The following is a 24,859-nucleotide window of genomic DNA, read 5'->3' as shown; positions in this document are numbered from 1 at the left end:
AGTCTAGCACGAGCGACGCCGGCGCGCCCGCGGTTCAGTGCCTCAATAACCCCGCCGAGGATCCACCTCGTGCAAGGGCGGCAAGCCCTGGCGCACCCGGCGAATGCTCTCCGCCACATCCCGCGCCGCCAGGGCCGGCACGGTGATGCTCGCCACATGGGGCGTGATCAGCACATTGTCGAGGGTCCACAGGGGGTGGCCCTTCGGCAGCGGCTCGGTCTCGAATACGTCAAGCGTCGCCTCCGCGAGATGACCCGAGCGCAGCGCCTCGACAAGCGCCACCTCATCCACCAGCGGCCCGCGCGACACATTCACGAGCTTTGCCCCCCGCGGCATGAGGGCGAGTTCGGCGGCGCCGAGCAGGTGATGCGTCTCCGGCGTCAGCGGCACCAGACAGACCACGATCTCGCTTTCACCGAGCACATGTTCCAGCCCCTCGCGGCCGGTGAAGGCGGTGACGCCGGCAATGTCCTTCGGGCTACGCGACCAGCCGGACACCGTGTAGCCCATGCCCGCCAGCGCCTTGGCCGAAGCCGCGCCGAGCTCGCCGAGCCCCAGCACACCGACCTTGATCTCGTACAGCGGACGGGGATGTACATAGTCCCATTCGCCGCGCCGCTTGGCGCGTTCGAACACCGGTATGTCGCGGGCATAGCGCGTCACCGCGAAGATGACGTAGCTCGCCATCATCGCCTCCATACCGGGATCATTGAGACGGGCGAATTTCACCGGCAGCAGATCCTCCCGCCGCATCAATGAGTCGACACCGGCTCCCAGATTGACCACCAGCTGCAGATTGGGAAAGCGCGCAAAGAAGCCGGCGGGAGGCGTCCACACCAGCGCGTAGCGAATGTCGGCGGGATCGCCGACATCCGGGTCGATCCGCACATCAAGCTCGGGGAGTTCAGCGTTGAGCGCCGCCTGCCACGCCTGTCCATCATCCACCGCGCTGTAGAAGACCAGGGCATCCCCGCTCACGCGCATTCTCCGCTTTCAAAGCCGCCCGACTCGCCGGCCGCCCCATCCTATCGGCTCGGAGCCGGGCGGACATAGACGGCAGCAGCCGATGCCGCCCGATTTGGCGCCCCTCACGCTGCCTCCACAGCGGGCCATCATGCGCGTGGATCACGCCGCGTCCCGCAAGCCATCGAGATGCTTGCCGGGAGTGACAGGCACCATTTGGTGCCCCCTTCCCTTGGGGAGCTCCCGAGCCCCGGCGCCGGCCTTGTCCGTAGGTCCACGGGCAAACAAGGGCTGTCACCGACACTCGGTGAGCGCCTTCAAAATGGCTGAAAATACGAGATGTCCCACCAACAGCAGTCGCAGCCGGAGGGGAATTGGAGCGGGCGAAGGGAATCGAACCCTCGTATGCAGCTTGGGAAGCTGCCGTTCTACCATTGAACTACGCCCGCTCAGGCCGGCGGCACATTAAGGGCGCCGCGCAGCCTCTTCAAGCCCCCAGACACCTAAGCGCACAGAAGAGACGCCAAACACCTGCTAACGCGCGGAGGATCATGGGCCCGCCGGCGCCGAGCCCGAGCCGACCGGGACAAAGGATTTGAGATAGGCGATGAGCCAGGTGGCGCGCTCAAACTCCCCGCCGAAGTTGAGCGGACGGGCATTCGCCTCCAGGAACCAGAGCTGGCGGTCCTGATCCAATGCGAGGTCGAAGGCCCATTCGAAATGGTGCGCCGTGTCACTTTCCGTCAGCCGTTCGGCAAGTGCGAGCGAGAGTGCCTCGATCTGGCGTATCCGCCCGCCGATATCGGGCTCGCCGCGCCCGCCGAGATAACTCTCGACCGGCATCAACGAGCCCCCTTGCGAAATGGTCGATACCACCTTGCCCGGCGGCGAAATGCGGCCTGTGATGCGCACCGAGCCCCACGCGCCGCCCGGCATACGCATCACTTCCGAGCGCAGCGTTCCTGGCCGGCCGCTGCCATCGCGCGTGTCGATGTAACGTTGAACGACATAGTCTCGATAACCCATGCGCGCGCCTATCGCCGCGCTCACCCGCGCAATGGCCTCATCGGTGTTCACCACGTGACGACGGTCGCCCTGGATCATCTCCCATCGACCACTCCCGGCGGGAATGACGAACTGCACGCCGATGCCGCGCATGCCGTCATTCGGCTTGACCACGATCCCACCGCCCGCCAGCCACGCGGCCAATTGCCATTGGAGGCGGTCGGCACCGAGCAATTCGGATGGGATGACATGCCTCTCCCATGGCGTGCCGACCAGAAGCTCCGCATTGCCAAGCTTATCGCGTCTCAGGGTACCGAGGGCCGTCGAGGAGGCGCGCACCCATCGTTCCACCTCGGCCTCTTGCCGCGTTGCGGGTTCATTGAGGATGACGACCACGGGAGGCAGAGGATGGGAGCTTTGGCGCCACCCCTCCGCACTCCATCTCCAGGCGCGCACCATTCCGGTGACGGGCTCGCAATCGGAGCTGTTCAGGAAGCAGAGATCCACGCTCTGAAGCGCCGACTCGGCCAGCAAGGCCCGCAGGCGCACGGGACGCATCTTGGCGGGGTGATAGCCCCTGTGACCCATCATGGCGACGGGACCGATGGCCGCTGGTGAGCCGCTATCGGCCCCCACAGCGGCAGGCACCGAATGCGCTGGATCGGTCGCCACCCTCATTTTCCTTGCCGCATCCGTGATCGGCAGCAACAGGTCCAATCATCGGAGGTCGCTTTGAAGTATCAGTTCCAACCCTTTGCGACAATTCGGCGTTGAGGACGGCACCCCCCATTCGGGAGTTGCAGCTTTGGGTCAGATTTCAGCGATGGCGCTGTCCGGCACCCGCGCTTTCTCGGCCGGGTGCTTGCGCCCTCCCACGTCATCGAGACTGACGCCCGTGGTTTCGATGCGGAACCACCATGTGACTGCCGCGCCGAGCAGCGACATCGCCACCAGCCCATAGAGCAGCGCCTGCTGGCCGATGGTGGCCAGGAGGATGGGAAAGCCGAAGGCGGTGAGAACGGCACCGATCTTGGCAAAGGCGGCGGCGAAGCCAGCGCCCTTGCCGCGAATGGCGGTCGGAAACACCTCGCCGGCGAGAAGGTAGGTCTGCGCATTCGGACCGAGATTGGTCATGAAGTTGAACATCATGAAACCGACGAAGATGAGGGCCGTCGCGAAGGTGCCCTCGTAATAGGCGGAGAAGGACGCGATCAGCAGACCGGCCGCGCAGCCGATAAAGCCGAGTATCTGCAGCGGAACACGGCCAACCCTGTCGGCGAGCGCTACCGCAAAGAGGATGCCGACGATGAGCAGCACGTCGATCATGGCCGCGCCCTGGGCGGCGGAGATGTCGTTCTGGATGATCTCAGCGACGTTGCGGGCATTGGCGCTGTCATGCCCCAGCGCCGCGGCGAGTATGGTGGGCGTGAAGATGCCGATGCCATACGTCGACAGGTCCTGCAGAAACCACGGCACCGCCGCGAGAATGGTGGCGCGCCGATTCCGCCGGTTGAACAACGCCATCCAGCCGCTGCTCTCCGTCTCGGCCTTGATGGAGGCCGAGAGCACGACCTTCTTGGGATAGGCGGGCTTGCGATGCAGCAGGCGGGCGGTCTCACGCTCAGCCTCATGCTTGCGCCCCCGGGCGAACAGCCAGGGCGCGCTCTCGGTGACGAAGAAGCGACCGGCCAGCACAATCGTCGCCGGCATGATCGCGGCTGCGTACATCCACCGCCACGCGGTGACGTCGGGATCCAGCGTAAGGACCACATAACCGACGCCGGTGCCGACCAGAGCACCGACCGCCTGGAAAGCGAAGGCGCCAAGCACGAGGCGCCCCCGGGCGCTGCTCGGAATGCTCTCGGAAATGATGAGATGCGCCGTAGGGTAGTCGCAGCCGAGCGCCAGACCGATGCCGAACAGGAAGACGACCAGCCAGGAATAGCTGGGCGCCACCGACAGCAGCACCAGGAAGATGATGAACAGTACCATCTCGGCAATGAACATGAGCTTGCGGCCGAACTGATCGGCAAGACCGCCGAGCAGCAGCGCACCCACCAGGATGCCGGCCAGCGAGGCAGCGCCCACGGCACCGTGCTCGACAGCGTCGAGACCGAATTCGCTGGCGATCAGCGGCATCGCGACGCCGGTCATGAAGACGACCAGTCCCTCGAAGAACTTGCCGGCTGCGGCGAGACCCCAGATGCGCCACTGCATGGCCGTCATTGGGGTGACCGGCACCAATGTTCCGTCCGGCCAACTCGGCCGCTCATCGATATAGTGTTGAACGGTCCTGCCGATGTCAGGTTCGTGACTGGTCTGTAAGGGCTTAGGAGGCATCGGTATCCCTGCGACATCAAGCAATGGTAAGATGCAACGTCATCACCTTGTGTGAAAGCCGCGTGACGGCGCCGATGGCCGGGCTGATGCTCCCCAGCAAACCTATTGGCGGGGCTCCGCGCCCGGCTGGACCCCGGAATGCGCTGGTGACAGTAGCGCGGTGGCGCCGGCACGATTAAGGAGAAGCCTAGAGATCTTCTCGGATGGCGCTTGCGCGCCCGACGACCTGCGATATAGGCGGACCTGCCGTGACATTCATGACGACCAACCCGGCGCTCGCCCGTGCGCTTGCCGAGCGGGAATACACCAGCGCAACGCCCGTGCAGCGCGCCGTGCTTGCGCCGGAGGCCGCAACCCGCGACCTGCTGGTGTCGGCGCAGACCGGATCGGGCAAGACCGTCGCCTATGGGCTCGCCATGGCCGAGACGCTGCTTGCCGCCGAGGAGCATTTTGCCCCCGCCGCGGCTCCGCTGGCGCTGGTGGTGGCGCCGACGCGTGAATTGGCGCTTCAGGTACAGCGGGAATTCGGCTGGCTCTATGCCGCGACCGGCGCCCGCATCGTCTCCTGCGTCGGTGGCATGGACCCCCGGCAGGAACAGCGCCTGCTGAACCAGGGCGCCCACATCGTCGTCGGCACGCCGGGGCGGCTGCGCGACCATCTGGAACGCGGCCGGCTTGATCTCTCCGCGCTGAAAGTCGCGGTGCTCGACGAAGCCGATGAGATGCTCGATCTCGGCTTTCGCGAGGATCTCGAATTCATCCTCGACGCCACCCCGCCGGAACGGCGCAGCCTGCTTTTCTCCGCCACCATGCCGCGCGGCATCACCACGCTGGCCAAGCGCTACCAGAACGATGCGCTGCGCATCGAGGTGGCGAGCGCCGAAGGTGGGCACGCCGATATCGAATACCGCACCATCCGTGTGGCGCCGACCGAGATCGACCACGCCGTGGTCAATGTGCTGCGCTTCTACGACACACCCTCCGCCATCGTGTTCTGCAACACGCGCGAGGCGGTGCGGCGGCTGCATGCCATGCTGCAGGAGCGGCAGTTTTCCGCCGTCGCGCTCTCCGGCGAATTGAGCCAGAACGAGCGCAACCATGCGCTTCAGGCGCTGCGTGACGGGCGGGCGAAAGTCTGCGTCGCCACGGATGTTGCCGCGCGCGGCATCGACCTGCCCAATCTCGGCCTCGTCGTCCATGCCGAACTGCCCAATGATGCCGAAAGCCTCCAGCATCGCAGCGGGCGCACCGGGCGCGCCGGACGCAAGGGCGTGAGCGTCTTGCTGGTGCCGCCCTTCCGGCGCCGGCGGACCGAGGAGCTGATGCGCGGGCTCGGCATCGCGCCGGTCTGGTCCGGCCCGCCGACGGCAGAAGAAATCCGCGCCCTCGATCATGAGCGCATGCTGGGCGATGCGCTGCTCACGGAGGAGCCGAACGAGGAAGACCTCGCCGCCGGGCGCACTTTGCTCGCCGCCCATACGCCCGAGCATCTGGCCGCCGCACTGGTGCGGCTCTATCGCGCCGGCCTGCCGGCCCCCGAGGAAGTGGCCGACCCCGGCGAGCCGCGTGCCGTGCGCGACCGCGCGGCCGACCGCGAATTTGGTGGTCCCTCGGGCGGCGGCAGCGCCTGGTTCCGGCTCAATGTCGGGCGCCGCAGCAATGCCGATCCCAAATGGCTGCTGCCGCTGATCTGCCGGCGCGGCAATGTCACCCGCAAGGACATCGGGGTCATCCGCATTCTCGACGAGGAAACCGCTTTCGAGGTGAGCCTCGCCGCCGCAGACCGCTTCGCCAAGGCGGCGCGCCGGATCGAGGGCGGCGACGTGGTGATCGAGCCTATGCCCGGTGGCCCGCCGGAAGGTCGCTTTGTCCGCACGCCCCGCGAGCGGCCGATGCGCGAGCGGACGGACCGTCCCGAACGTACACGTCCCGAACGCGCACGACCGGAACGGCAAAAACCTGCCGATGACAGGTCCGCCCACGACAAGCCTCGCTATGAGGCGCCTGTCGACACCAAGCCTCCGCGCGCGCCGGCGCCACGCCATGAGCGCTCGCACGAAGCCGCGGCCGATGGTCGGCCGCGGCACGAGGCGATGCCGGGGGACAGGCCCGAGCGCATCAAGACCGCTCATCGCAAGGGCGGGGCGGAGAAGCGTGAATGGAGCCCGCTGACGGACGCCGACAGGGAGCGTTCGGCACGCCCCGAACGCCCGAAGACATTTGAAGGCAAGAAGCCGGGACGTTTTGACGGCAAGAAGCCGGAAGGCAAGCCGCGCTTCGACAAGGGCACAGAGGGCAAGAAACCCTATACCAAGCCCGGCAAGAGCAAGCCGCCGCGCCGGCCTTGACCGGCACGGGCCTCGGCTTCGGCCCACCACCTGAAAAGGCAAACGAAAACGGGACGCAGCGATCGCGCTGCGTCCCGTTCATCCACGCGTCGGCAGCACCCGATGTTCGGGATCGGGTGCCGGCCTGAAGCGGTTCAGACGACCTTGACGGTGAGCGTGCCGACGCCGTCGACGCCGCCTTCCATCACATCGCCGCGCACAATGGCGCCGACACCCGCCGGGGTACCGGACATGATGACGTCGCCGGGCCGCAGTTCGAACAGGCCGGAGAGGTAGGAGATCATCTCCGGCACCTTCCAGATCATCTGGTTGAGGTCGCCGACCTGGCGCTGGGTACCGTTGACGTTGAGCCACACCTTGCCGGCGGCGGGATGGCCGATGGCGGAGGCCGGCACCAGCGCCGAGCACGGGGCGGAGGCCTCGAAGGCCTTGCCCACTTCCCACGGACGGCCGAGCTTCTTGGCCTCGCCCTGAAGGTCGCGGCGGGTCATGTCGAGGCCGACGCCATAGCCCCAGACGTGATCGAGGGCGGACTCGACCGGGATGTTCACCCCGCCCTTGCCGATGGCGACCAGCATTTCCAGCTCGTAATGCACATCGCTGGACTTGTCGGGATAGGGGAAGGTGCCGTCGGTGATGACGTTGTCGGGATTCTTCTGGAAGAAGAAGGGCGGCTCCTTGTTGGGATCATGCCCCATCTCGATCGCGTGCTCGGCGTAGTTGCGGCCGACACAGTAGATGCGGTGGATCGGGAACAGCTTGTCCGAGCCTTCGACGGGCAGCGTCGGAATGCCAGGAGGCGTAATCACATAGGTGGAAGTGTCGATAGGCGCGTTCATCAGCGTACTCCTGCGTAATAGTCGACGCGTTTTTCAATGTTCTCGATCAGGGCCGACAATCCCATCGCCGCCGCGAAGAGGATGATGGTGAGGGCCCAGAAATTCTCCATGTCGAAATTGCGCGAATAGAGCTCGAACAATTCGCCATAGCCGATGATCGCCACCAGCAGCTGGCCGATCACCACACCCTTGACGCCGCGCACCACGCCGAGGCGGATGCCGGCAAGGATTTCCGGCAGCGCCGCCAGCAGGATGATCTTGCTGTAGAGCGCGAAGCGGGAGGCGCCGTAGCTGCGGCCCATTTCCAGCAGCGAATTGGGCACGCTCTGAATGCCGGCGCGCGTGTCGAGCACGATGATCCACACCGCGAAGAGGAACACCGTCACCACGACCGTGGTCTCGCCCATGCCGAACAGGATCATCAGCACCGGCACGAGCGCCGAGAGCGGGGCGGAGACGAAGATATTGACCCAGATCCCCAGAAGGTTGTCGGCCGTGGCCGAACGCCCCATCAGCACGCCGATGGCAATGCCGACGACGATGGCGAAGAACATGCCGAGCAAGAAGCTGTTCAGCGTGGTGAGCGCCGCCGCCTGCCAGGTTCCCGTCTGCACCAGCGCCACGGCGGCCACCAGCACGTCGGAAAGCGGGGGAATGAGGAACATCGCCCCGGAACGCCCGACGATCTCCCAGATGACGCACCACACCAGCAGCGACGCCATCATGGGCACGCGAAATCCAAACAAGGTCATCGCGCCCTCCCCTAATCGACGTAGCGCTTCAGGCCCTGCCAGATTTCCTCGACCGTATCGAGGTAGCCCTGGTCACGGCGGATGGCGTCCGGCGTTGCGGAACGGTCGATCTCCGGCTCGATGATCTGCGCGATCCGGCCGGGGCGCCGCGAGAGAATGACGATGCGGTCCGAGCAATAGACCGCCTCTTCGATCGAGTGCGTGACGAAGATGAAGGTCTTCTTCTCCTTCTCGACGAGTTCCAGCAAATCTTCCTGGAACTTGCGCCGGTTCTGTTCGTCCACCGCCGAGAACGGTTCGTCGAGCAGCAGTACATCGGCGTTCACCGCGAAGGCGCGGGCAAGGCCGACGCGCTGGCGCATGCCGCCGGACAGTTCGTGCGGGTATTTGTTCTCAAATCCTGCAAGCCCCACTTCGGCGATGTACTTGGCGGCAATCGCCTGGCGCTCATCCTTGCCCATGCCCTTGAGTTCAAGGCCGAAGGCGACGTTGCGCATCACCGTGGCCCACGGCATCAGCGCGAAGTCCTGGAACACGAAGGCACGTTCCGGGCCCGGGCCGGTGACGGTCTTGCCGTTCACGCGGATTTCGCCCGACGTGGCGGGGATCAGGCCGGCGATGATCTTGAGCAGCGTGGTTTTTCCGCAGCCCGACGGCCCGAGCAGCGTGGTCAGCTTGCCCGAGGGAAAGTCGAGATCGATGCCGCGCAGGGCCTCCACCTCATTGTACATCTTGCAGACGCCGCGCACCTCGACCGCGACATCCGAACCGGCGGGACGGGAGGCAGCGCTCGCCGCCTGGGCGGTGATGTTGCGCATGGTCAAGACCTCTTCTTCTCGGGACGCAGCACGCGAAGCTCGAAAGCCTCAAGCGCGGCGAGCGTCAGGGTGGACACAAGGATGATGGAGACCACGGCCGCATACATCTCGGCATAGTTGGCCACCGAGCGGTGATAGGTGATGAGGTCGCCGATCCCCGTCGGGGTGATGAGAAGCTCGGCCAGGATCACGCCGATAAAGCCGGCGGCGAGGCCGAGGCGCAGACCGGCGAAGATCACCGGGCTGGCATCGGGGATGATGATCTTGGTGATGCGCTGCCACAGATTGCCCTGGAATGAGTAGCACATGGCGACCAGCGAGGGGTTGGCGTTGCGCACCGCCTTGTAGCCATTGAGCACGATCACCGGCAAAGCCAGCATGATCACCGCCAGCGTCTTCGACACCAGGCCGATGCCGTAGACGAAGGTGATCAGCGGGATCAGCGCCGCCATCGGCGCGGCCTGAAGCACGATGAACACCGGCGCCACCAGCCATTCCGCGAAGCGCGATAGGCCCATGACGATGCCGAGAGCGATGCCGATGACGGCGGAAACGGCAATGCCGATCACCAGCGGCTGCAACGTCTCGGCATAGGCCGCCACGAAGGAGCCGTCGAGCGTCATCGTCACGAAGGCGTTCAGCGTCTCCAGAAAGGTCGGGAAGGCGAAGCTGATCGGGATACGCCCGGCGATTTCCCAGATGAGGAAGAAAAGCCCGACCGACGCCAGGCGCCAGAGAGCGGTGCGGTGCTCCGAGAGCTTCCTCCAGAAGAAGGAAGCTTCGGAGGGGGGAACGGCTCGCGAGGAGCCGTTCGCCTGGACCGGATAGGTCATCCCGCCGGCCTCAGTTCGTGCCGACCTTGGCGAGCGCGCGGTTCAGCGGCTCGAGCGCCCAGAAATCCTCGACCTTCAGGGTCTTGGGGTCGCCCTGAAGCTGGCCCGAGAGCGTGTAGAAGGCAAAATCGTCCTTGGCCGCCGCCTCGCCGCCGCCATTGAGCGGGAACGCCTTACCCTCGGCGAGCTCGGTGAAGTAGGGGGTGATTTCCGCCACCTGATCGGCCGGGAGATCCGGCAGCAGCTTGTACTTGGCGCGCCACTCGGCGACGACCGCCGGGTTCTTGGTCACTTCGCGCCAGGTGGTCAGCACCGACTCGACGATAACGTCCACGTCCTTGGGATTCTTGTCGAGGAAATCCTGGCGGGCGAACAGCGCCTCATCCGTGGCGTTGATGCCGTCGAGCGGCAGGATGATGAACTTGCCCGGCGCCTTTTCCTGCAGCAGCCGGCGGCCGGCCGAATCCACGATCGTCGCCTTGACATTGCCCTGCAGCAGCGCGCCGGTGCGCACTTCCGACCCGGGGATATAGCTGATCTTGGAGAACTTGATGCCCTGCTTCTCCTCCATCAGCTTCATGATGGCCTCGGTGCCGGAGCCACGCGAATGGACCGCGACTTCCTGGCCGTTGAGGTCCTTCCACGTCTTGTAGAACTCGGCGTTCACAGCGGGATAGAAGCGCAGGGTGGAGAGCTGCAGGAAGATGCGCACCGGCACCTTCACCTTCTGCATCAGCGCATAGGGACCGCCGACGCCGATATCCGCCTGCCCGCTCACCACCGCCTGGGCGGCGATGTCCTCGGACTTCAGATAGGTCATCTCGATGTCGACGCCGCGCTCCTTGGCGAGCTCGAAGGCGGCGAGCAGGTGCAGGTTCTCGACCGAGGCAATGTCGCCATAGGCGACGCGGACCTTCGCCTCCGCCTGCGAGGGCGCGGACAGGGCAAGGCCGATACCGACCGCGACCGCCACGCCGGAAAGATCGCGCAGTTTTCTCGTGATTTCCTTGAGCATTTCCAGTCTCCCATGAGAGCCGAGCGGTTCAATCCGCCACTCACCCGACCCGCGAGGTCGGATACCAATTTCATTTTGGTTTATATTGGCTGATATGACCGGTCAAGGCCGGATCGGCTTGACCACACCACTTGTTGGCGCCATAGAATGAACCAATTCGCAATTTGGTTGATCCGACTCCCATGCTTAATCCTGCCGCTGACACCCACCTCGAAAAAGGTATCGTCACGCAACTACGCGCCTATCTCGCCCAGATCGAGCTGCCGGACGATGGCCGCCTGCCGCCCGAGCGTGAATTGTCGACGGCGCTGGGAGTCTCGCGGACCGAACTGCGCAAGGCGCTCGACGTGCTGGAGGCGGAAGGCCAGCTCTGGCGCCATGTCGGCAAGGGCACCTTCATGGGCAGCCGGCCGCTGGACACCTTCGCCGACATCGCGGCCCTGGCGCGACGCAGCAATCCGGCGGAGGTGATGCGGGCGCGCATCGTGATGGAACCGGAGATCTGCCGCGCCGCCGCCTTCACCGCGACCCCGGAAGACATCGCGGAAATGCGCATGTGCCTGACCCGCTCGCGTCAGGCGGAAACCTGGCGCCAGTATGAGGCCTGGGACACGCGCCTGCACCGCACCATCGCCGAAGCGTCGCAGAACACGCTGCTTCTCGGCCTTTTCGACACGCTGAACGCGGTACGCCGCGCAGTGACGTGGGGTCGGCTGCGGACCGAACCGGTGAAACCCCTGCCCAACCATCACAGCTTCGCCGAGCATGAGGCGATCGTCGACGCCATCGAGCAGCGTGACATCGCCGCCGCAGCCGCCTGCATGCGCGCGCATCTGCAGACCGTCGAGCGCAAGCTTCTCGACCGGCAGTGAGGCCGAACCGTCGCCGCGGGCTTGATAAAAGGACGGCGTCGACATTGGATATACTGTCGGCGCCGGGCCGGCAGCCAAGGGCATCGAGGCATCCGACCGTGCGGAGCGGCGCAACTGCGAGAAGGTCTGCCGCATCCGTCTCACGGCGGAAGATCGCCCCGTGAGCAGCGCACGCCAGCCAGCGACGCTTGCTGCCCGCTGGCGGCGACTGCGTTGGCGTGACCGGGCGCTGCTGGCGGAAGCGCTGCTGGTGATCAGCCTCGCCCGGCTGGCGCTTGTCACCCTGCCCTTCCGCCATGCGGTTCGTCTTGCGGCCGCACAACCGGCGAAACCGCGTGCCGACGATACACGCGCGCACATCATCGGCCGCACCCGCTGGGCCGTCCGCGCCGTGGCGCGCCGTGTGCCGTTCCGGGCTCTATGCCTGGAGCAGGGCCTCGCGGCGCGGGTGCTGCTGCGTCGGCGCGGCGTGGCGACGACACTTCATTATGGCGTCGCGAAAGACAGGGAAGGCCGGCTGGCGGCGCATTTATGGGTGAGCTCGGGCCCCCTTGACGTGATCGGCACCGAGAATGCCGACCAGTTCACGCTTGTCGCCACCTTTCCTCCACGTGAGCGGGCGGGCGACACGTTCGGCGACGGTCACGCGCACTGACCGCCACGCAACCGCTCAGTCCAGCGTCTGCCGGAAGCGCGTGACGGCAATGACCATCGCCACGATCATGATCACGCTCAGCCCCAGAATGCTCTGCGCCAGGTCGGCGGAGGTCGCCCCCTTCAGCAGAATGCCCCGCACGACGCGCAGATAATGGGTCAGCGGCAGCGCCTCGGCGATCCACTGCGCCCATGTCGGCATGCCGGCGAAGGGAAACATGAAGCCGGACAGCAGGATGTTGGGCAGGAAATACATGAAGGTCATCTGCACCGCTTGCAGCTGGTTCTGCGCCAGGGTGGAGAAGGTGTAACCAATCGCCAGGTTGGTGAGGATGAACAGGCCGGTCAGGACGATGAGGAGGACGAGATTGCCCACGACCGGCACCTGGAACAGCACCACCGCCGCGCCAAGGATCATCGCCGCCTGCAGCGCCCCGACCATGACATAGGGCGCGATCTTGCCCACCATGATCTCCACCGGCCGGATGGGCATCGCGAGCAGCGTCTCCATCGTGCCGCGCTCCACCTCCCGCGTCACGGAGAGCGCGGTGAAAATGAGCATGGTCATGGTGAGGATCGTTCCGAGCAGGCCCGGAACGATGTTCAGCTGGGTGACGGCGGCAGGGTTGTAGCGGGGATGGGTACGGAACTCGAAGGGTGGCGGGGCGGCCTCCAGCCCGCTGCCCTCGGGCGCGTCGTCAAGGTTGAAACGTTCGCGGCGGACCGAGGTTTCCACGAGACGCCCCAGGGCCGCGAGTGCGCTTGTCGAGGCGACAGGATCGGTCGCGTCGGCCGACACGAGCAGCGCCGGGCTCTCTCCGCGCCGCACCGCGCGCTCGAAGCCGGCGGGAATCTCCACCACGAACAGCACCTGCCCCGAGCGCAGCAAATGCTCGGCCTCCGCCTCGTTCAAGGGATGGTGGGTGATGGCGAAATACTGGGTGTTCTCGATCGCGGCGAGGATGGCGCGGGTCAGCGCCGACTGCTCATAGGCGAGCACGGCGGTCGGCAAATGGCGCGGAGTGGTATTGATGGCATAGCCGAACAAGATCAGCTGCAGGAGAGGGATCGACACCATCGCGGCGAAGGAGACGCGATCGCGCAGCAACTGGATGAATTCCTTGCGCATCATCGCGCCCATGCGGCGCAGGGAACCGGCCGCGCCTCTCACCGGACCTTGTCCTTCGAGCGGTTGATCAGGTCGATGAACACATCCTCAAGGCTTGGACTGTCGGCGCGCCAGACGAGATCGTCCCGCCCACTGAGACCGTCGATGGCGCGCTCCAGCGCCTCCCGGTCGCGCCCGCCCACATGCACGCTCGTGCCGAACGGAGCGACCAGCTCGAAACCCGGCACTGCCATCAGTTCGCGGGCCAGCGCCGCAGGATCAGGACCGGTGACACGCCACATGTGGAGGGCGGAGTCGGCGACCACCTGCTCCACGCTGCCCTGCGCCAGCAATTCGCCATAGGCGATATAGGCGATCTCGTGGCAGCGCTCGGCCTCATCCATGTAATGGGTGGAGACGAGCACCGTGACACCTTCCGCTGCCAAATCGTGAATCTGAGCCCAGAACTCGCGCCGGGCCTTGGGATCGACGCCGGCGGTCGGCTCATCCAGCAAGAGCAATTGGGGCCGGGGCAGGATGCACGCCCCAAGGGCGAGACGCTGCTTCCAGCCGCCGGACAGGCTCCCGGCCAGTTGCCGCTCGCGCCCCTTCAGCCCGAGCGAGGCGATGGCCTCTTCCGCCGCCGTCGCGGCATCGGGCACGCCATAGATTCGGGCAACGAATTCAAGGTTCTCCCGCACGGAGAGATCCGCATAGAGACTGAATCTCTGCGTCATATAGCCGACATGGCGGCGGATCCGGCGGCCTTCGGTGAGGATGTCCATGCCGAGGCAGGTGCCCTGCCCCTCATCCGGCGTCAGCAGCCCGCAGAGCATGCGGATCGTCGTGGTCTTGCCGGAACCGTTGGGCCCGAGAAAGCCATAGATCTGGCCGCGCCTGACGCGCATCGAAAGATCGTGCACGACGCGGTGGCCGCCAAAACTCTTGCTGAGGCCCTGCACGTCGATGGCGTAGTTGTTGTCGCCCTCCGCGGCCAGGGGCACTTCCGCCTGCTCCCCCTCCGCCCGCGCGCTCATGGCGCGATCTCGACCGTGACCGGCTGCCCGGGGCGCAGCTTGGAAGGGTCCCGCGGCTTGGCTTCCAGCATGAACACCAGCTTGGAGCGCTCATCGAGACTGTAAATCACCGGCGGCGTGTATTCGGCGCTGCTGGCGATGTAGCTGACCGTGGCGTCGATCGACTCCGCACAACCATCGCAACTCACCGCCACCGCCTGGCCCATGCGGAAGTGCGGAAGGGACGGTTCCGGCACGAAGAACCGAACCTTGATCAGATCGGGCGGCAGGATCGACACGACGGGCCGGCCCGCCGGCACCAGCTCGCCCACGCGAAAATACACCGTCTCCAACGTGCCGCTCACGGGTGCGGACATGCGTCGCCGGTCCAGCCGCACCTGCGCCACCGCCAGGGAGGCGCGGGCCGCATCCACAGCCTTTTCGGCGGCAGCGATTTCCTCGTCGCGGCCGGCGAGCTTCGCCGCCTCGATCTTGCGGCGCACTTCGTCCAGCGACGCTTCGTTCTGGTTGAAGGTCTGCTGCGCCGTGTCCAGCGCCGCCTTGGAGGAAACCTGCTTGGACTGCAGATCCTTCTGGCGCTCCAGTTCAAGGCGAGAAAGTTCGAGCGCGGCGGCGGCCCGCCTCTCGCCGGCCTCCAGCACGGCCACTTCTTCGGGCCGCTGGGTCGACGCCTTGATATTGGCAAGCTGGGAAAGCGCCTGCCCCAGGCTCGCTTCCGCCGCCTTTACGTTCGCCTGTTGAATGTCCGCATCAACGGTGAAAAGCGGCATTCCCGTGGTCACCACGTCGCCTTCATCCACGTTCAGCTCGATGATGCGGCCCGCCTCGTCCGGCCCGACAAAGATGAAATCGGCCTCCGCATAGCCCTGATACCCGCCGGGACGGGAGACGACGAAGAGGGCAGCGAGTGAAAACAGGATGAGGGTGAGAATGAGGACGACGACATTGGTGGGCAGGCGGAAAGGCAATGTCATCATGTCCTCGGCCTTAGGGCCGTTTCGATGCCCTCTTGCCCTCCGGCAAGCATCCAGAGACCCACGCGTTTCCCGGATGACCACGCGCCGGCCACGTCTTGCACGGATGTGGCCAGGCCGAAGCCTGCCCATACGACCAGACTTCGCGGCGTACTTCCAGCGCTCCCCACGGGCGAAGGCCGACCCAACCCCGTTGCAATCAAAAATAGTCGGAGGCACGCGGCTCATCGGGCACGCGGAAGAGAGGCGTCGAACTCCAGCCTAGGCCGATATCAAAGCGAAGACAGGCTCCGCAGCCATGATCGCGTGCGTCGCGCAGATACCGCGCCGTGTCTCACCCTGTGAACGCGACTTCCTGCTTCTCGAAGCGCTGCGAGCCGAAATCCTGATAGTGCGTGCAAAAATACTGCCGGGCGATTTCGGCGACGAGGCGCGCGCGGGTGACATGCGAGCCGGGGATCGTCTTGTCGATCCAACTGTCCGGCACGGTGAGGACCATTCCCGTCTCCAACCGACACAGAATCGTCCGCAACTCCTCTCCAGCCATCTCGCGCGCCCCTCCAAGCCTCATGGCCTTGGCTATAGGCTGGGGCGCCGGGCAAAATCCAGCCCTTCATTCTGAGCGGGTTCACGACCCGTTTTCTTTCCCGGCCAGGGACGATCCGGGACCGTTTCCCGATCCCTGCGCGCGGCAGGACGCCGGAAGGGAGCGACGCGATTCGTCGCGACAGGCGAACGCCAAGCCCGCGCGCGTCAAAACAGAAGCGCTGTTGCCTTATGGCCACAGCGCCCGTGGTGACGCGTAAGGCATTGTAAGTAACGGCTTTTTAGATCGTTTCACGCGAAAAAACGCGATCTGCAACCTACAAAAGAGGAAATGCCTTCTCTTCATTCCGCGCCCTTTTCCCAACGGTAGTTTCCTACAGAGCGATCTGTGTTATGAGGTGCTAGGGTTTGACGGTGGCACTCTGTGTCCTCGAAACTCAAGGGGCTCTGATGCGAATTGTGTTGTCGATGGCGGCTGTGGCTGCTCTTTCGTTCGGCGCGGCCGGTACCGCTGCCGCCCAGGACGCGTGTCAGACCGCCGGTCGGCTGGCGTCCGCTGCCGGCTCGGTCATGATCGACAAGGGCAACGGCTTCACGCCGGGCGTGATCGGTACGTCGCTTAAGACGGGCGACAAGGTCTCCGTGCGCGGCCAGGGCAATGCCGTTGTCGATTTCGGCGACAACCGGACGATCACCATTCCCAGCTCCACCACCGAAACGCTGCGTGCTCCGGGCTGCGGCTTCGGCGTGACCAATTCGGGCGGGAACCCGGGCCTCGCGGTCGGGGGCATGCTGGCGGCCGGCGGCGGCCTTGCTGCGGCGCTGTCCACTTTGGATAGCAGCGGCAGCAGCGTCATCATCATCCCCGTCAGCCCCTGAGCCCGAGACGCTGACCTCGTCAGCTTGGGGTGCATCTCGGTGCACCCGGCTATCCCCCCGCACGCATGAGTCGCGGCGCTCTCTTTGGCGGGAGGGCCGCATCTGGCCTTGAGGTAAAAGACACCTCGGCCCGGCCTATACCCCATCGCCTTGTCTGTTTGCAGCCGGCTCGGCTTGACCGGCCGCCTCGCCCGAAGGAGCATGGCCTGCTCCGACCGCGCCACGACACAACAAGACGGCGGAGCGGGAGGATCGCATGCCTGCTCGCACGGGCGCGGCTATCGCCGCCGGCCTTGTTATTCTCATCAGCACGGCCTTGGCCGACCCCTCGGGCGATCCGTCCGCTGCCAGTTCCACGGATGGCCTGTACAGCGACGCCCGGGGCAATCCCACCTATCGGATCAGCAAGGACGGAACGGTCGACTGGTACACGTCGATCGGCTACCTCCGTTACACCGCCAACTGCCTGCAGTGCCATGGCCCGGACGGCCTTGGCTCCAGCTTCGCCCCCTCGCTGACCGACGCGCTGCAGTCCCTGAACTACAGCCAGTTCATCGACACCGTCACCAACGGCAAGCAGAATGTGAGCGCGAGCCAGGATCTGGTGATGCCGGCCTTCGGCACCAATCCGAATGTAATGTGCTTCATCGACGCCATTTTCGTCTATCTTCGCGCCCGGTCGGACGGCGCCCTCGGGCGGGGGCAGCCGGCGAACAGTGCGCCGCGGCCGGCCGGCTACACCGCCCGCGAGGATGCATGCCTCGGCTAGGCGTTCCCGAGGTAGCGTGATGCCCAGGCCAGCGCGATGATAGTCTGCGCCGCATTCACCGTGAGCGTCCGATTCGAACGGACCTGTGAGGCGAGGCTGCCTTTACCACGTCGCCTCCGCCGGCGGGTCATGGGAGGGCATTCTGTCCTCCGTCGCCTGAGAGCCCCTGATGACCGCCGATCGCCCCGCTTCCCACCTTTTCTACCAAAGCCGCCTGCGCCGGCCGATGCTGGCCCATGGCGAGGGCGTCTATCTCTGGGACAGCGCGGGTAAGCGCTATCTCGACGGCTCAAGCGGCGCGATGGTTTCCAATATCGGTCATTCCAACCCCGCCGTGCTCGATTCCATGCGCCGGCAGATGGAGCTTTCAACCTTCGGCTATCGGCTGCATTTCGAAAACGAACCCGCCGAGCGGCTCGCCACCCGCATTGCGGAACGCATGCCGGAAGGGCTGGACCGGGTGTTCTTCGTCTCCGGCGGTTCGGAAGCGGTGGAGAGCGCGCTGAAGCTCGCCCGGCAATATGCGGTGGCGCGCGGGCAGGCCGAGCGCTGGAAGGTGATATCGCGTTTTCCCTCCTATCACGGCTCGACGCTGGGGGCGCTGGCGGTCACCGGCATGTCGCTCATGAGTGCGCCCTTTGCGCCGATGCTGCGGGAAATGCCGAAAATCCCCGCCCCCACCTGCTATCTCGACCGCGACGGACGGACATTGGAAGAGCGCGGCCTGCGTTACGCCCACATGCTGCGGGACGAAATCCTGCGGCAGGGGCCGGAGACCTGCCTCGCCTTCATCATGGAGCCGGTCGGGGGCGCCTCGACCGGCGCGCTGGTGGCGCCCGATGGCTACTACGCCACCATTCGCGCCATTTGCGACGAGTTCGGCCTGCTGCTGATCTGCGACGAGGTGATGAGCGGGGCGGGACGCACCGGGCGCTATCTCGCCAGCGAGCATTGGGGCCTGCGGCCGGACATCGTGGCGCTCTCGAAAGGCTTCGGCGCCGGCTACGCCCCGCTCGGGGCCATGGTGGCGGACAACATCATCGCCGAGACGGTGATCGACCATGGCGGCTTCGTCCACGGCCACACCTATGCCGGCAATCCGCTCGCCTGCGCCGCCGGCCTCGCCGTGGTCGACGAAATCGACCGGCTCGACCTGATCGCCGCCGCGGCGCGACAGGGCGCGTTGCTGAAGGGGCGGCTGGAAGGGCTGATGACGCGCTTCCCCTTCATTGGCGACGTGCGCGGCAAGGGGCTGCTGCTGGCCTTCGAACTGGTGGCGGACCGGGCGACCATGGCACCACTGCCGGTGGAGCTGAACGCGCATCTGCGCCTCGTCGATATCGCTTACGAGGCCGGGCTCATCATCTATTCCCGCCGCACCCGCGGCGGGCGCATCGGCGACCATTTCATGGTGTGTCCGCCGCTGATCGTCACGGATGAACAGATCGACGAGATCATGGAGAAGCTCGGCGGCGCGCTGGAAGCCTTCGCGACCGAGGCCGGGCTGCCGGTGGGTGGCGCGTGATGAGCTCACCCGTCATTCTCACCTGCGCCGTCACCGGCTCCATCCACACGCCGTCGATGAGCCCCTATCTCCCCATCACGCCCGAACAGATCGCCGAGCAGGCGATCGAGGCGGCGGAAGCGGGGGCGGCGATCCTGCATCTGCACGCCCGCGATCCCGCAACCGGCGCGCCCTCGGCCGACCCGGCGCTGTTCCAGGAGATCGTCGCGCGCATCCGCGCCCGCTGCGATGCCGTGCTGAATCTCTCCACCGGCGGCTCCTCGCGCATGACGCTGGACGACCGGCTGGCAGCGGCACGCCTGATCGAACCGGAAATGTGCTCGCTCAACATGGGTTCGATGAATTTCGGCCTGTTCCCTCTCGCCGATCGCTATGACTGGCAGCACGAGTGGGAGCGCGGCTTTCTGGAAGCCACCCGCTCGGTCATCTTCCGCAACAGTTTCGAGGATATCGAGACCATTCTCACCGATCTCGGCGCGAGGCGCGGCGCACGGTTCGAGCTGGAATGCTACGATGTCAGCCATCTCCAGACCGTCGCCTTCTACCTCAAGCAGGGCCTGCTGAAGCCGCCGGTGTTCCTGCAATTCGTGCTGGGCGTGCTGGGCGGCATCGACGCGGCGCCCGAACAGCTGATGCACATGAAGGCCAGCGCCGACCGGCTGCTCGGCAGCGACTATCGTTTCTCGGTGCTCGCCGCCGGCCGCCAGCAAATGCCGCTCGGCACCATGGGCGTCATTCTCGGCGGCAATGTGCGGGTCGGGCTGGAGGACAACCTCGCCATCGCCCGCGGCGAACTCGCCACCTCCAATGAAGCGCAGGTGCGCAAGATGCGGCGGATCATCGAGGAACTCGGCCATCGCCTCGCCACCCCGGACGAGGTGCGCGCCCGGCTCGGGCTCAAGGGCACCCCCTCCATCGAAACCGGGAGCGCATCTCCATGAAGGTGATCTTCGATGCCGCGCAGAAGAAGCACTATCCGGGCTTCTTTCTGACCAGCGGGGCGCGCGCCCCGAACCCGGAAGTGCCCGCCCGCGCCGATATTCTGTTCGCCGCCGCCCGCGCCGCTGGCCTCACGCCGGAGGAGCCGCCCGATCTCGGCCTTGCGCCGGCCGCCGCCATCCACACGCCGGAATATCTCGCCTTCCTCAAAGGCATCTTTGCGCGCTGGCAGCGCATCGAAGGGGCGTCGGAGGAGGTGATCCCGAACATCCATCCCAATGGGCGCGGAGGCTCCTACCCGCTCTCCGCCGTCGGTCAGGCCGGCTACCACATGGCCGACACCTCCTGCCCGATCGGGGCGGAGACCTATGAAGCCGCGCTGCGCAGCGCGCACGCCGCCGCCCATGCGGCGCAGCAGGTCGCGGAGGGTGCGGCAGCGGCCTATGCGCTCTGCCGCCCGCCCGGCCATCACGCCTTCACGGACATGGCCGGCGGCTTCTGCTACCTCAACAATTCCGCCATCGCCGCGCAGAGGCTGCGCGCAAGCACCGCCCGCGTCGCCATTCTCGACATCGACGTGCACCACGGCAATGGCACGCAGGGCGTGTTCTACGACCGGGCGGATGTGCTCACCGTCTCCCTCCACGCCGACCCGGCGCGCTTCTACCCCTTCTTCTGGGGCCATGCGGCGGAGCGCGGCGACGGCGCGGGCCTCGGCTACAATCTCAACCTTCCGCTGCCGCGCAAGACCGGCGACGAGGGCTTCCTCACCGCGCTGGATCACGCCTTGTCGCGCATCGCCGCCTTCTGTCCGGGGGCGCTCGTCGTCGCGCTCGGGCTCGACGCCTATGAGGGCGATCCCTTCGCGGGGCTCAGCGTCTCCACCCCCGGCTTCGGCCGCATCGGGGCGAAGATCGGCGAGCTCGGCCTGCCCACCGTGGTGGTGCAGGAAGGCGGCTATGTCTGCGACGCGCTGGGCGACAATCTGGTCGCCTTCCTCGATGGTTTCCGTGCCAGCCATCGCGTGGTGACGGAGGTCAGCCGGTGACGGCGGCAGACGCACGGCCGGCGACGACGATCCGACCGATGGAGCGGGCCGACCTCGCCCCCGCCGCCGACATGATCGCACGGCTGGCGCATCACGTCCGGCCCGGCTTCCAACCGGGCGCCGATGCGGCGAGCCTGGAACGTTACGGCCCGACCGGGCTGGGCCTGTTCGAGGCGGTCATCGCCCGGCGGGACAGCGCAGCGGTGGGGCTCTGCCTCTACACCTACGCCTTTTCCGGCTGGCGCGGCCGGCCCGGCGTCTTCGTCGAGGACCTCTATGTCGCGGAGACGGAGCGCGGCAACGGCCTCGGCCGCGCTTTGCTGGCCGCCGTCATCGCCCGCGAGGCGCCGAAGGGCTGCAGCTTCATCAAGCTGCAGGTCGACAAGGCCAATGCCGGCGCACAGGCCTTCTATGCCCGGCTCGGCTTCGCGATCGAGGAACATGACCACACGCTCACCCTCGAAGAAGAGGGCTTGCGCGCGATCACTTCGCCGTTCTGAAGGCGCCCGTCAGTTCCGCAGCCCCGGCGCTTCCTGCCCGGTGCGCGCGACATATTCGACATAGCCGCCGCCATATTGGTGGATGCCGTCCGGCGTCAGTTCCAGCACGCGGTTCGACAGCGCGGCGAGGAAGTGCCGGTCATGGCTGACGAACAGCATCGTGCCCTCATAGTCGGCCAGCGCGGCGATCAGCATTTCCTTGGTGGCGATGTCGAGATGGTTGGTCGGCTCGTCGAGCACGAGGAAGTTCGGCGGATCGTAGAGCATGCGGGCCATGGCGAGGCGCGCCTTCTCGCCGCCCGACAGCACCCGGCACTTCTTCTCAACGTCGTCGCCGGAGAAGCCGAAGCAGCCGAGCAGGGAGCGCAGCGAACCCTGCCCCGCCTGCGGAAAGGCGTCTTCCAGCGTCTCGAACACGGTGCGCTCGCCTTCCAGCACCTCCATGGCGTGCTGGGCGAAATAGGCCATCTTCACGCTGCCGCCCACCGCGACGCTGCCATCATCCGGCGCGGTCTCTCCCGTCACCAGCTTGAGCAATGTCGACTTTCCGGCACCGTTGACGCCCATCACGCACCAGCGCTCGCGCCGGCGCACATGGAAATCCAGCCCCTCATAGATGCGCCGGGCGCCGTAGCTTTTATGGACATTCTTCAGGCTGACCACATCCTCGCCGGAGCGCGGCGGCGGCTGGAACTCGAACGCCACCGTCTGGCGCCGGCGCGGCGGCTCGACACGCTCGATCTTGTCGAGCTTCTTGACCCGGCTCTGCACCTGCGCGGCGTGGGACGCACGGGCCTTGAAACGCTCGATGAAGGCGATTTCCTTGGCCAGCATCGCCTGCTGGCGCTCGAACTGCGCCTGCTGCTGCTTTTCGGCGAGCGCCCGCTGCTGGGCGTAGAATTCGTAATCGCCGGAATAGGAGGTGAGCGCGCCGGCGTCGATCTCGACGATCTTGTTGACGATGCGGTTCATGAAGGCGCGGTCGTGCGAGGTCATCATCAGCGCGCCGTCGAAATTCTTCAGGAACGCCTCCAGCCAGATCAGGCTCTCAATGTCGAGATGGTTGGAAGGCTCGTCGAGCAGCATCACGTCGGGACGCATGAGCAGGATGCGGCCGAGCGCCACGCGCATCTTCCAGCCGCCGGAGAGACGGCCGACATCGCCCTCCATCATCTCCTGCGAAAAGCCGAGGCCGGCCAGCACCTCGCTCGCCCGGCCCTCCAGCGAGTAGCCGTCCAGTTCCTCGAAGCGCGCCTGCACCTCGCCATAGCGCTCGATGACGGCGTCCATCTCGTCGGCACGGTCGGGGTCGACCATGGCCGCTTCGAGTTCGCGCAGTTCGGCGGCAATGCTGCTGACCGGACCGGCGCCGTCCATCACCTCCGCCAGCACCGACTTGCCGGCCATATCGCCGACATCCTGGCTGAAATAGCCGATGGTGATGCCGCGATCGACCGAGACCTGCCCCTCATCCGGGGCCTCTTCGCCGGTGATGAGGCGGAACAGCGTGGTCTTGCCGGCGCCGTTGGGGCCGACGAGCCCCACCTTCTCGCCCTTCAGCAGCGTCGCCGACGCCTCGATGAAGACGAGTTGCTTGCCGTTCTGCTTGCCGATGGAATCGAGCCGGATCATGCGCGCGGGAGGTCCTAGAGAGAAGCTCCCGCGCGTTTAAGCCATTCCCGGCCCCGGAGGAAGGGCCGGCGCCTGCGGCCTGTTGCGTTGCAGCGATCAGACCGGCGAGACGCGCCAGATGCAGTCGCCGACATCGTCGACGCACAGAAGCCCGCCGCGCCTGTCGACGATCACCCCCACCGGGCGCCCCAGCGCCTTGCCGTCGACGCGGAAGCCGCCGAGGATCTCCTCCGGCGGGCCGGCCGGCTTGCCATCCGCGAAGGGCACGAAGATCACCCGGTAGCCGGAAGGCGGGTTGCGGTTCCAGGAGCCGTGCTGGCCGATGAAGACGCCGTTGCGGAAGCGTGCGCCGAAACGGTCGTCATCGACGAAGGTAAGGCCGAGCGAGGCGGTGTGGGACCCGAGCGCATAGTCCGGCTTGAGCGAGGCCGCGACCAGATCCGGCCGCTGCGGCTTCACCCGCTCGTCGACGATCTTGTCGTAGTAGCAATAGGGCCAGCCATAGAAGGCGCCGTCCTTCACCGAGGTCATGTAGTCCGGCACCAGATCGTCGCCGATCTCGTCGCGCTCGTTCACGCTGGTCCACAATTCGCCGGTCACCGGGTTCCAGTCCATGCCCACCGGATTGCGCAGGCCGCCGGCGAACACGCGGTACGTTCCCGTGGCGATGTCCACTTCCAGAATGGCGGCGCGGTCCACTTCCTCCTCCATGCCGAACTCGGCGACGTTGGAGTTGGAGCCGACGCCGACATAGAGCTTCGTCCCCTCCTTGTTGGCGACAAGGCTCTTGGTCCAGTGGTGGTTGCGGCCGGAAGGCAGGTCGCAGATCTTCACCGGGGGCGCGTCGATGCGGGTGGCGCCGGGCACATAGGGGAAGCGCACCAGCGAATCCGCGTTCGCCACATAGAGCTGGTCACCCACCAGGGCCATGCCGAAGGGCGAATAGAGGTTCTCGATGAAGGGCAGCTTGATCTCGGCCACCCCGTCGCCATCGGCGTCGCGCAGCAGGGTGATGCGGTTGGCGCTCTTCACGCCGGCGCCGGCGCGCACCATCACGAAGCCCATCGCCCACCAGCGCAGGCTGAAGATGCCGGCCGGCCAGGGCGGGCCGGCGGTCTCGGCGACGAGAATGTCGCCATTGGGCAGCTCATAGACCCAGCGCGGATGGTCCAGGCCCTCGGCGAAGAAGCTCACCTTGAAACCCGGGGCGGGCTTGGGCTTCTGGCCAGGCCCCCAGCCGACGGCCGGGGCGATCTTCATGATGGGGATGAGGGTCGGCTTGGGCTTGGGCAGCTTGGGCAGGTCGCCATAGCCGGCTTCCTCGGCAAGGGCGGGCGCCTTGCGCAGATCCGTGAGGAAATGGACGACGCCGGTGATGCAGGCGCCCAGAAAGCCGCTGATCTTCACGTAGTTGGCCATGACTGGCTCCGGCAGAGGGGGGATGCGCCATCTCAGCCCGGAAA

General features: G+C 66.2%; 23 protein-coding genes and 1 tRNA gene. 9 read left to right on the top strand and 15 right to left on the bottom strand.

Features of this window, described 5'->3' with window-relative positions:
• Positions 1-42: 42 nt before the first annotated feature.
• The 4 genes from J2S75_RS09080 to J2S75_RS09065 all read right to left on the bottom strand — a co-directional run bounded on the left by J2S75_RS09080 (position 43) and on the right by J2S75_RS09065 (position 4,194).
• A complete protein-coding gene (locus J2S75_RS09080; RefSeq protein ID WP_307019509.1) occupies positions 43-978 on the bottom strand; it encodes a 2-hydroxyacid dehydrogenase in 936 nt (311 codons plus the stop codon).
• A gap of 360 nt (positions 979-1,338) precedes the next feature.
• Positions 1,339-1,412: transfer RNA gene (locus tag J2S75_RS09075), tRNA-Gly, on the bottom strand.
• Positions 1,413-1,512: 100 nt separating this feature from the next.
• Complete coding sequence (locus J2S75_RS09070) at positions 1,513-2,685, bottom strand: YheC/YheD family protein (protein ID WP_307019508.1); 1,173 nt, start codon at positions 2,683-2,685, stop codon at positions 1,513-1,515.
• Between the two features lie 93 nt (positions 2,686-2,778).
• Complete coding sequence (locus tag J2S75_RS09065) at positions 2,779-4,194, bottom strand: MFS transporter (protein WP_307019507.1); 1,416 nt, start codon at positions 4,192-4,194, stop codon at positions 2,779-2,781.
• A 371-nt stretch (positions 4,195-4,565) separates the two neighbouring features.
• Here J2S75_RS09065 and J2S75_RS09060 point away from each other — a divergent pair, with 371 nt between their 5' ends.
• Positions 4,566-6,656: a DEAD/DEAH box helicase gene (locus J2S75_RS09060; RefSeq protein ID WP_307019506.1), complete on the top strand. Its 2,091-nt coding sequence runs from the start codon at positions 4,566-4,568 to the stop codon at positions 6,654-6,656.
• Positions 6,657-6,790: 134 nt separating this feature from the next.
• On the opposite strand, the gene J2S75_RS09055 is transcribed toward J2S75_RS09060, so the two are convergent.
• From J2S75_RS09055 to J2S75_RS09035, 5 genes are read right to left on the bottom strand one after another with little or no spacing between them, the layout of a single operon-like run.
• On the bottom strand, positions 6,791-7,495 hold the full coding sequence (locus J2S75_RS09055) for a fumarylacetoacetate hydrolase family protein (protein ID WP_307019504.1): 705 nt from the start codon (positions 7,493-7,495) through the stop codon (positions 6,791-6,793).
• Positions 7,495-8,247: an ABC transporter permease gene (locus J2S75_RS09050; protein WP_307019503.1), complete on the bottom strand. Its 753-nt coding sequence runs from the start codon at positions 8,245-8,247 to the stop codon at positions 7,495-7,497. Before J2S75_RS09050 ends, J2S75_RS09055 begins: the two co-directional genes overlap by 1 nt.
• A gap of 11 nt (positions 8,248-8,258) precedes the next feature.
• Entirely contained in the window at positions 8,259-9,065 is an 807-nt protein-coding gene (locus J2S75_RS09045) for an ABC transporter ATP-binding protein (RefSeq protein WP_307019643.1), read from the bottom strand.
• A gap of 2 nt (positions 9,066-9,067) precedes the next feature.
• Positions 9,068-9,898, bottom strand: a complete 831-nt coding sequence (locus tag J2S75_RS09040; RefSeq protein ID WP_307019502.1) for an ABC transporter permease — start codon at positions 9,896-9,898, stop codon at positions 9,068-9,070.
• 10 nt (positions 9,899-9,908) lie between these two features.
• Positions 9,909-10,913, bottom strand: coding sequence for an ABC transporter substrate-binding protein (locus tag J2S75_RS09035; protein ID WP_307019501.1), 1,005 nt, complete (start codon positions 10,911-10,913; stop codon positions 9,909-9,911).
• Between the two features lie 182 nt (positions 10,914-11,095).
• Between J2S75_RS09035 and J2S75_RS09030 the strand changes: the two genes are divergently transcribed.
• Together J2S75_RS09030 and J2S75_RS09025 are read left to right on the top strand one after the other, a co-directional pair.
• Positions 11,096-11,785 (top strand): FadR/GntR family transcriptional regulator, encoded by a 690-nt coding sequence (locus J2S75_RS09030; RefSeq protein ID WP_307019500.1) that lies wholly within the window; start codon positions 11,096-11,098, stop codon positions 11,783-11,785.
• Between the two features lie 160 nt (positions 11,786-11,945).
• Complete coding sequence (locus tag J2S75_RS09025) at positions 11,946-12,440, top strand: lasso peptide biosynthesis B2 protein (RefSeq protein WP_307019499.1); 495 nt, start codon at positions 11,946-11,948, stop codon at positions 12,438-12,440.
• Positions 12,441-12,455: 15 nt separating this feature from the next.
• On the opposite strand, the gene J2S75_RS09020 is transcribed toward J2S75_RS09025, so the two are convergent.
• The 4 genes from J2S75_RS09020 to J2S75_RS09005 all read right to left on the bottom strand — a co-directional run bounded on the left by J2S75_RS09020 (position 12,456) and on the right by J2S75_RS09005 (position 16,057).
• Complete coding sequence (locus tag J2S75_RS09020; RefSeq protein WP_307019642.1) at positions 12,456-13,580, bottom strand: ABC transporter permease; 1,125 nt, start codon at positions 13,578-13,580, stop codon at positions 12,456-12,458.
• 26 nt (positions 13,581-13,606) lie between these two features.
• Positions 13,607-14,584 carry an ABC transporter ATP-binding protein gene (locus tag J2S75_RS09015; protein ID WP_307019498.1) on the bottom strand — a complete coding sequence of 326 codons (978 nt, stop codon included), beginning with the start codon at positions 14,582-14,584 and terminating at the stop codon, positions 13,607-13,609.
• On the bottom strand, positions 14,581-15,642 hold the full coding sequence (locus J2S75_RS09010) for an HlyD family secretion protein (RefSeq protein WP_307019497.1): 1,062 nt from the start codon (positions 15,640-15,642) through the stop codon (positions 14,581-14,583). The genes J2S75_RS09015 and J2S75_RS09010 overlap by 4 nt, the downstream gene beginning before the upstream one ends.
• 250 nt (positions 15,643-15,892) lie before the next feature.
• Positions 15,893-16,057 (bottom strand): hypothetical protein, encoded by a 165-nt coding sequence (locus tag J2S75_RS09005; protein WP_307019496.1) that lies wholly within the window; start codon positions 16,055-16,057, stop codon positions 15,893-15,895.
• Between the two features lie 497 nt (positions 16,058-16,554).
• Between J2S75_RS09005 and J2S75_RS09000 the strand changes: the two genes are divergently transcribed.
• From J2S75_RS09000 to J2S75_RS08975, 6 genes are all read left to right on the top strand, one after another.
• Entirely contained in the window at positions 16,555-16,983 is a 429-nt protein-coding gene (locus J2S75_RS09000) for a hypothetical protein (RefSeq protein ID WP_307019495.1), read from the top strand.
• Positions 16,984-17,239: 256 nt separating this feature from the next.
• Positions 17,240-17,752, top strand: a complete 513-nt coding sequence (locus J2S75_RS08995) for a c-type cytochrome, methanol metabolism-related (protein ID WP_307019494.1) — start codon at positions 17,240-17,242, stop codon at positions 17,750-17,752.
• A gap of 169 nt (positions 17,753-17,921) precedes the next feature.
• Positions 17,922-19,277, top strand: coding sequence for an aminotransferase family protein (locus J2S75_RS08990; RefSeq protein WP_307019493.1), 1,356 nt, complete (start codon positions 17,922-17,924; stop codon positions 19,275-19,277).
• Positions 19,277-20,218: a 3,5-dioxohexanoate:acetyl-CoA acetone transferase gene (kce, locus tag J2S75_RS08985; protein WP_307019491.1), complete on the top strand. Its 942-nt coding sequence runs from the start codon at positions 19,277-19,279 to the stop codon at positions 20,216-20,218. Before J2S75_RS08990 ends, kce begins: the two co-directional genes overlap by 1 nt.
• Positions 20,215-21,264 (top strand): histone deacetylase family protein, encoded by a 1,050-nt coding sequence (locus tag J2S75_RS08980; RefSeq protein ID WP_307019489.1) that lies wholly within the window; start codon positions 20,215-20,217, stop codon positions 21,262-21,264. The genes kce and J2S75_RS08980 overlap by 4 nt, the downstream gene beginning before the upstream one ends.
• Positions 21,261-21,764, top strand: coding sequence for a GNAT family N-acetyltransferase (locus tag J2S75_RS08975; protein WP_307019488.1), 504 nt, complete (start codon positions 21,261-21,263; stop codon positions 21,762-21,764). The genes J2S75_RS08980 and J2S75_RS08975 overlap by 4 nt, the downstream gene beginning before the upstream one ends.
• 9 nt (positions 21,765-21,773) lie before the next feature.
• Here the strand turns inward: J2S75_RS08975 and J2S75_RS08970 are convergent, their stop codons facing one another.
• Positions 21,774-23,396, bottom strand: a complete 1,623-nt coding sequence (locus J2S75_RS08970) for an ABC-F family ATP-binding cassette domain-containing protein (protein WP_244378111.1) — start codon at positions 23,394-23,396, stop codon at positions 21,774-21,776.
• Between the two features lie 96 nt (positions 23,397-23,492).
• On the bottom strand, positions 23,493-24,815 hold the full coding sequence (locus J2S75_RS08965; RefSeq protein WP_307019487.1) for a PQQ-dependent sugar dehydrogenase: 1,323 nt from the start codon (positions 24,813-24,815) through the stop codon (positions 23,493-23,495).
• Positions 24,816-24,859 lie beyond the last annotated feature (44 nt).

It is taken from the genome of Ancylobacter polymorphus, assembly GCF_030813495.1.
Taxonomy (GTDB): domain Bacteria; phylum Pseudomonadota; class Alphaproteobacteria; order Rhizobiales; family Xanthobacteraceae; genus Ancylobacter; species Ancylobacter polymorphus.
Note: the sequence above shows the minus strand (reverse complement) of the source record. Positions and strands in the feature narration are given on the sequence as shown.

Bases quoted from the DNA above. Each gene is read 5' to 3' on its own strand.
- J2S75_RS09065 (WP_307019507.1), bottom strand. From the start codon at position 4,194: ATGACGGCCATGCAGTGGCGCATCTGGGGTCTCGCCGCAGCCGGCAAG.
- J2S75_RS09060 (WP_307019506.1), top strand. From the start codon at position 4,566: ATGACGACCAACCCGGCGCTCGCCCGTGCGCTTGCCGAGCGGGAATAC.
- J2S75_RS09055 (WP_307019504.1), bottom strand. From the start codon at position 7,495: ATGAACGCGCCTATCGACACTTCCACCTATGTGATTACGCCTCCTGGC.
- J2S75_RS09050 (WP_307019503.1), bottom strand. From the start codon at position 8,247: ATGACCTTGTTTGGATTTCGCGTGCCCATGATGGCGTCGCTGCTGGTG.
- J2S75_RS09045 (WP_307019643.1), bottom strand. From the start codon at position 9,065: ATGCGCAACATCACCGCCCAGGCGGCGAGCGCTGCCTCCCGTCCCGCC.
- J2S75_RS09040 (WP_307019502.1), bottom strand. From the start codon at position 9,898: ATGACCTATCCGGTCCAGGCGAACGGCTCCTCGCGAGCCGTTCCCCCC.
- J2S75_RS09035 (WP_307019501.1), bottom strand. From the start codon at position 10,913: ATGCTCAAGGAAATCACGAGAAAACTGCGCGATCTTTCCGGCGTGGCG.
- J2S75_RS09030 (WP_307019500.1), top strand. From the start codon at position 11,096: ATGCTTAATCCTGCCGCTGACACCCACCTCGAAAAAGGTATCGTCACG.
- J2S75_RS09020 (WP_307019642.1), bottom strand. From the start codon at position 13,580: ATGGGCGCGATGATGCGCAAGGAATTCATCCAGTTGCTGCGCGATCGC.
- J2S75_RS09015 (WP_307019498.1), bottom strand. From the start codon at position 14,584: ATGAGCGCGCGGGCGGAGGGGGAGCAGGCGGAAGTGCCCCTGGCCGCG.
- J2S75_RS09005 (WP_307019496.1), bottom strand. From the start codon at position 16,057: ATGGTCCTCACCGTGCCGGACAGTTGGATCGACAAGACGATCCCCGGC.
- J2S75_RS09000 (WP_307019495.1), top strand. From the start codon at position 16,555: ATGCGAATTGTGTTGTCGATGGCGGCTGTGGCTGCTCTTTCGTTCGGC.
- J2S75_RS08995 (WP_307019494.1), top strand. From the start codon at position 17,240: ATGCCTGCTCGCACGGGCGCGGCTATCGCCGCCGGCCTTGTTATTCTC.
- J2S75_RS08990 (WP_307019493.1), top strand. From the start codon at position 17,922: ATGACCGCCGATCGCCCCGCTTCCCACCTTTTCTACCAAAGCCGCCTG.
- kce (WP_307019491.1), top strand. From the start codon at position 19,277: ATGAGCTCACCCGTCATTCTCACCTGCGCCGTCACCGGCTCCATCCAC.
- J2S75_RS08980 (WP_307019489.1), top strand. From the start codon at position 20,215: ATGAAGGTGATCTTCGATGCCGCGCAGAAGAAGCACTATCCGGGCTTC.
- J2S75_RS08970 (WP_244378111.1), bottom strand. From the start codon at position 23,396: ATGATCCGGCTCGATTCCATCGGCAAGCAGAACGGCAAGCAACTCGTC.
- J2S75_RS08965 (WP_307019487.1), bottom strand. From the start codon at position 24,815: ATGGCCAACTACGTGAAGATCAGCGGCTTTCTGGGCGCCTGCATCACC.